The following is a 6,255-nucleotide window of genomic DNA, read 5'->3' on the forward strand; positions in this document are numbered from 1 at the left end:
TAAGGATTATGAATACTTAAAATAGCTTCTTGATCGATTAAAACATTAGGATGAAAATTAAAAGTTGTAGGGGTGCTTAGATGAGATGAAGCATTGGTTAAAGTATTTAAAGAAAATAAATCTTGTTCTAAACTTTCAAAAAAACCTTCACATTCTATAGAAAAAAGTTCTTCAAGACTTTCTTTGATAAGGGCTTTAGTGATTTTAAAGGGTAGGGGATTTGAAGTAGAATTTGATATATCAAGACTCATATAAGAATTAAGGGACATTGAAGATCCTTTTGGGGGTTGAGTTTATGGTGTTTATAATTTGGTATAAATCCACTATGTTTTTAATTTTTATATTTATTATTTTAACACAAATAGTCTAAATTTGAGTAGAAAAAGAAATTGCTTATTTTTGTTATTAAAATCTATTTTTTATCTAAATTTACTTCTATGATATTAGATTCTTTTTCGCTGTTTTGTGTATTTTCTAAACGCAATTTTATTTTATTTGCACCCATGGGAGTTAAAATAGTAAAATATCTAGTATTATTTTCATAAAAACCCCAAATTTCATCAAATTCCAAATAATTTGCTAATCCATATTCTTTAAACTCGCATTCTTTATAGATTGATTTTAAAAATTTTGGCACTTCATTAATAATAAAAAGTATTTTGATTTTTTCTTTTTGAGAATTAATATCCAATTCTTTAATCAGATTATTTTGATATTCTTGCTTTATTATTTCTATTATTTTTTTATTATCACAATTTTTTAAATCATTAAGATTAACATCCATTTCTTTTTTTAACTCTAATTCTTGAAGAAAATAATTTGTATTCTTATAATCAGAAGTTTGTGGTAATAATATATTTAATTTTTCATCACTTTTAAAAATTAATTTCGCTATATTCATAATTTTAATATTTAATTCTAATATAGCGTAAAAATCTTTTTTAGAAAAAATTTTATCTACACCTTTTTTCATATTTACAATATCTAAATTCTCATCAGATAAAAATTCTATAAGTTTATTTAAAAATATAGCTTGAGGAAGCATTACCACCCTTTAAGCTCTAAACTTTCAAGCTCTTCTAAACTCATTGCTCTAATTAAAATCCTTTCTTCTGATTGAATTAAAGAAAAATCTTGTAGTTTTTCTAGTGCTTCTTTATATTCTAAATATCCTAAAGGTTTATCTTCGCTAATGCTAAAAAAGCTTAATCTCCATTTGGCTTCTTTATCTTCATCATCTAATTCAAAATTTTCCCAAGGTTTTTTAAAAAGAATAGTATCTGTATCTTCACTTAGGGTGAAATTTATTATTAACCCATCGGGTGTTTCATAAAGTTTAGGTATAGCTTCATAAGCTTCTTCCCAACGCCTTTGTAAAAGTTTTAAATCTTCCATAAATTTTTCCTTAAATATAAAATGAAATTATAACTAAAAATCTTTTTATATTAAATCATAAGGAAAGTATTTACACAAAACTGATTCTATTTTGTTTAATCATTCTAGCACGATTGATAAGAGCATAAAGGGCTATATCTTCATCATTTAACATTCTTTCAAATGTTTTACTGTACCTATCCCCATCAAATTCAATACTTTTCCATTCTATAAGCTCTGCTTTAGCATTAGTGATAAAAGAAATATATTTATCTCTTTGTTTATCGTGTTTGATACCTGCGCATAAAGGTTTAAGTGCTTCATCATACCAAATCACTTCTAGTTTTTCTTCTTTGATGATTTTTAATGCTACTTCTTTTGTTAGATATTCTTTGATGTCTTTTCCATCGTATTTTTTTTGCTTATAATTCATTTTTAACATTTTATCAATTGCTTCTTTTTCACTATCAAAAGAATATTCAAATTCAACACCTCCTCTTTCTCAAGAAAGGACTGCGCTTATTAAGGCATACTTTTAGCTATGAAATTAACCGCCAAAGGAACAAACCTTGCAGTCATACAATAAAATTAAAGCATGCAAATCTAAATACAACAACTATACACAAAAGCCGATTATAATTATTTTTATGTCAAAAATCCTATAAAATATATTTCTTTTACTTTTTATTGCTCATCTTTTCTAAATAAACTTTCTAAAATAAGTCAGTCTTCACGCCGATTTTTCATCCTGATTGATTGCATTAAAGTGAGCAAATTTAATTTATTTCAACTAAGTCTATTTTTGTTTAAAATATTGCGCATATTCAAAGGGTCTTTCTTTTAGTTTAAAATAAAATTTATTATGAAATTGGGTTGTGGTATTTAAAGTTTTTTGAAGAGTTCCTAAAGAATATTCTAAAGCCCCATTATATATTATCTCTTCTTTTTGCAAATAACCCACAGCATATTCCAAAGGAGAGGTATTTGAGAAAAATAATTCAATAAGATTAAAATTTAAATGATTACTCGCTTCTATATAAAAAGAATGATTCTTATGTATTTTATAGGTAGCTAAATTAAAAAATAAATTATTTTTATCTTGATACAAACCTATATCATAAGCAATGATAAATTTTCTCAAACTCCATACAAGATAAGAATAAAATAAATCATCGCTAAAATCTACTACTTCATAGTCATTTTTTTGCACCATTTCATCTAGCATTGAAATTAGTTCAAATTTATTTAAATTTTTATTTTCGATATAGTAAAGTTTAATACCATGAACTTGATTAATTTCATTAATATAAGAAGTTAAAAATTCAATATTATCTTTATAAAGTTTTAAGAAATATTTTTTTAATTCTAAATTATCTATAATTTTATAGGGGTTATTTTTGAAGAAAAGTTCTTTAAGTCCTTCAAAGCAATTCTCACCAATATTAAAAGCTTTAAAAATGATATTTTTTTCTTTGATTATAATTTTACCTAAATAAATGCTTGTTTCAAATTTGAAATTTCTCTTAAGATTATATTCTTTTTTTAAGAATTCTTCATCAAGTCCTTTTATACTCATATCACTTTGCAAGCCCAAGTAAATAGTTTTATCTTCTCTTATATTGGAGATATAATCTTTAAGCGGTATTTTTATAGTTTTCATTATTTTCCTTGATTATAAACTTCTACCTATGAGGGTTTCTACATATCTTGGATCTCTTTCATTGGGCTGAATTTCATAGGCATCTTGTATAGCACCTATATTGCAACCTACTAAATAATTCTCACTAGGATCGCAAATTCTACTAAATTTATCAAAAATAATTTTCTCATTGATATAAGCTTTTTCAGAATAAAAAACATATCTGCCTAGAGCATCCATATTGTGATTATAATATTTTTCTATATAAAAATGCCTACATTCGTGAAAAACCGTTTTTGCAAATTCTTTAAAATAAGCTTTTAAAATGTATTGATTTAATCTGACCTTATTTTCTTCATAAGCTCCAAATGATAAAGATCCGCTAGGCTTTTGGCTATAAAAGACTACATTTTCTAAAGGTAAATTAAATTCTTTACAAAGAGTTTGAGTTAAAGCTTTTAGAAAATCTTTACATTCTTTAAGATCTCTGTTTTTGTTATTTAAAAGCTCTGTGTGGAATTGTTTAAAACTTTTACCATTCTTATACTCTAAAGGTAAAATTTTATTAATTATGGTGCTAATATATTTGCCATCTCTATCTTGAAGATAATTTCCTTTATCTTTTTCTGATATACTTGTTAAAAATTCCTTATTGATTAAATCAAATCTATAGTATATATAAGCGATTTTTCCGGCAAATTGAGGATAGGTTCTGAGATAGGTAAAAAAGTCTCTTTTTTCTTGATTTTTTAAATTTGCCCTTAAAAACCAATTTGCCTCTTCAACACTATCGATTGATTTTTGTCGGTTAAGATTATATACATTAAGGGCTTTTAGCTCCTCTCTTGTAAATAATTCTTTCACCTTATCATCTCTACCAGAGCCAACTTTAAAACTCATATCTATGATTTTATAAGCATCATTTAAATTAGGAAGTCTTTTAAATTTATTTTTATCTTCATAAGCAAAAACTAAAGCATAATATTTATCAAATTCTTCTTCATTAGCCCTTGTTAGAGGTAAACTAAAGCCTATTTTTTCAAATTCTTCATCTTTTTCTTCATCATCTATTTCCCAGCATTCATGAAAATATTTACTTTCGTCTTTTAAAAACTTTATATCTTTAAATTCTAAATGCTCTTTACCTTCTAAAATTCTTTGAAGTCTTGCTTCATTTTGAATTTGAGCTAAAGCCCAAACGATATTTACATCATCTTCTAAACCATCAACTTCGCATTCTACATAAGTCCCTGGTGCAAAATTTGCCTTTTCATCGATAATAATCCTTACACTTTTTTCAGCACTTACCACATCTTCATCTTCATCGAGTTCCCATTCTATTTCTTTTATGAAATTTACTTTAGATTTCTCTTGCTTAGGATACTCTACTCTTAAAGAAACAATTCCTTCCTTCTCATCTTGTATAAACTTAGCTTGCTTACTTAAATCCTCTAATAACTGTGCTTGTGCCATACCTATGCTACCACTACTGCCAAACTCTCCCTTTTCATTGATGCTATAAAGATATAGATTATCTTTTATTATGCTTTGCTCTTTTTTATCTTTTTTGCTTGTTTTGTTTTCTTTTTCATTACTTTCTTTTATTTTTACTTCTTTAAAAGTTTTAGAGCATTCTTTATCAGTATATAATCTTACGCAGTATCTTCCCCAGGTTTTTCCTATTTCAAAGGGATAATCTTTTAAAAAGCTAGGGTTAGTATCTTTAGCTATTTCATTAATCTTTAAATAATATTCTCCTTCAGGCAAAGTGCCAAATCTATCTTTAATACTTTCATCATCATAATAAAAATAAGCTTTTTTACCTTTACTTGTATCTTTTTCATCTTGGTAAAAATAATTTGCAATTTGCTTTTTACTTCTTTTTTCATTATCTGCCTTAGCAGTACCACTTCTTGCCATATAAGAATTAATTAATTCATTTCCTTTATAATGATAGAGATTAAATCCATCATAAACTAAATGATCTTTTGCTTTAAATTTAAGTATGAGTCCAACTTTGTGATGGGTATAATTATTAAATATCCTTTTAGCATTTTGTAAAGGAGTAGGGAAATAAGCTTTGCTTTCATCAAGCTTTACTTTAAAGCTATAACAATCACTAAAATACTTTTCTTTATCAAATCTTATCTTACCCTTTTCATCACTGCGTCTTTTTAGATTAACTACTCTTAAAGCTTCATCATGTTTAAAACCTTTGATAATGATTTTAGCATTAGCAATGGGTTTATTGTGTTCATCTTTTAAATATAAAGTGATAAAGCAAGGTTCTTTAGCGTTAGATGAGGATTTGTTTAAAGGTTCTTTTGAAAGTTTATTAAAACTTGTATTGTTGTAAGCAATTTCTTTTTTAAGCTCTTTGGGTTCTAGTTTAATATTTAAACTTTCTTCTGGTAAAGAATAATTTTTAATCTTTGCATTATAAATATTATATTTTATACTTAAATCTTTTAAAGAACTTAAATCCTCTTTATCGTATTTAAAATGATAAAGCAAATTTTCTTCTTTTTCTTCAAATAAAAACTCATTATTTTCTTTTGCACCTAAAAGAAGTTTTTCGTAAAAAAACACTCTTGTGTTAAATTCTTTAAATTTAATATCATATTCTTTTTCTATTCTTTTAATATCAAGTAAAGAATCATTTTTAATAAATATATCGCAATGGCTATCATAAATATGGATTAAATTTGACATCGATGAAGCATTATTTAAAAAGATAATTCTTTTGTTTTTGTCTTTATTTTCTAAGATGAAATGGTTTAGGTTTTTAGAGTGGGAAGATAAAAGATAAAAATCTTGTTCTTTTGTGCTACTTGTATTTTCTTTTGTATCACTTTCTTGATTTGAATTTTCATCTTGATTTAAATTTTTATTTATTTCTTTGTTTTTATTTTTATTTATTGTTTCATCTTTACTATTTATTTCTTTATTTACAATCAAAGAATTAATATAAGTTTGATAAGCATTTTCTAAATCTTTAAAACCAAGTCTTTTAAATTCATCAATACTTTTATAAAGTTCTTTTCTTGCTTTTAAATAAGTATCATTTAGTTTGTTTTTATGAGAGATAAAGATAGTATAAAAACTAGAGTTAAATTCTAATTCTTTTATTGTGTTTTCATCAAATAAAGCTTGCTTATCTTTATCATATAAAACATAATCTTCACAAAAATATAAAGCTTTTAATAGATAGGGTTTTGAATCGATGTTGATGTTGTTGATAT

4 protein-coding genes and 2 pseudogenes are annotated in these 6,255 nt (G+C 25.1%); all 6 read right to left on the minus strand.

Features of this window, described 5'->3' with window-relative positions:
• A pseudogene (locus tag AJ939_RS03820) lies at positions 1–269 on the minus strand (hypothetical protein); the annotation flags it as partial.
• 143 nt (positions 270–412) lie between these two features.
• Positions 413–1,045 (minus strand): hypothetical protein, encoded by a 633-nt coding sequence (locus AJ939_RS03825; RefSeq protein WP_070276081.1) that lies wholly within the window; start codon positions 1,043–1,045, stop codon positions 413–415.
• Positions 1,045–1,395 carry a DUF4299 family protein gene (locus tag AJ939_RS03830; RefSeq protein ID WP_044779597.1) on the minus strand — a complete coding sequence of 117 codons (351 nt, stop codon included), beginning with the start codon at positions 1,393–1,395 and terminating at the stop codon, positions 1,045–1,047. The genes AJ939_RS03825 and AJ939_RS03830 overlap by 1 nt, the downstream gene beginning before the upstream one ends.
• 70 nt (positions 1,396–1,465) lie before the next feature.
• A pseudogene (locus AJ939_RS03835) lies at positions 1,466–1,876 on the minus strand (hypothetical protein); the annotation flags it as partial.
• Positions 1,877–2,170: 294 nt separating this feature from the next.
• Positions 2,171–3,034: a hypothetical protein gene (locus AJ939_RS03840; protein WP_052781601.1), complete on the minus strand. Its 864-nt coding sequence runs from the start codon at positions 3,032–3,034 to the stop codon at positions 2,171–2,173.
• Between the two features lie 12 nt (positions 3,035–3,046).
• Positions 3,047–6,255 (minus strand): hypothetical protein (locus AJ939_RS11115; RefSeq protein ID WP_250535400.1); only part of this gene is annotated, 3,209 nt, incomplete at its 5' end.

Source organism: Campylobacter sp. BCW_6889 (genome assembly GCF_001762535.1).
In the GTDB taxonomy this organism is placed as follows: Bacteria; Campylobacterota; Campylobacteria; order Campylobacterales; family Campylobacteraceae; genus Campylobacter_D; species Campylobacter_D jejuni.

Coding starts and splice junctions, on each gene's coding strand:
- AJ939_RS03825 (WP_070276081.1), bottom strand. CDS start 1,045: ATGCTTCCTCAAGCTATATTTTTAAATAAACTTATAGAATTTTTATCT.
- AJ939_RS03830 (WP_044779597.1), bottom strand. CDS start 1,395: ATGGAAGATTTAAAACTTTTACAAAGGCGTTGGGAAGAAGCTTATGAA.
- AJ939_RS03840 (WP_052781601.1), bottom strand. CDS start 3,034: ATGAAAACTATAAAAATACCGCTTAAAGATTATATCTCCAATATAAGA.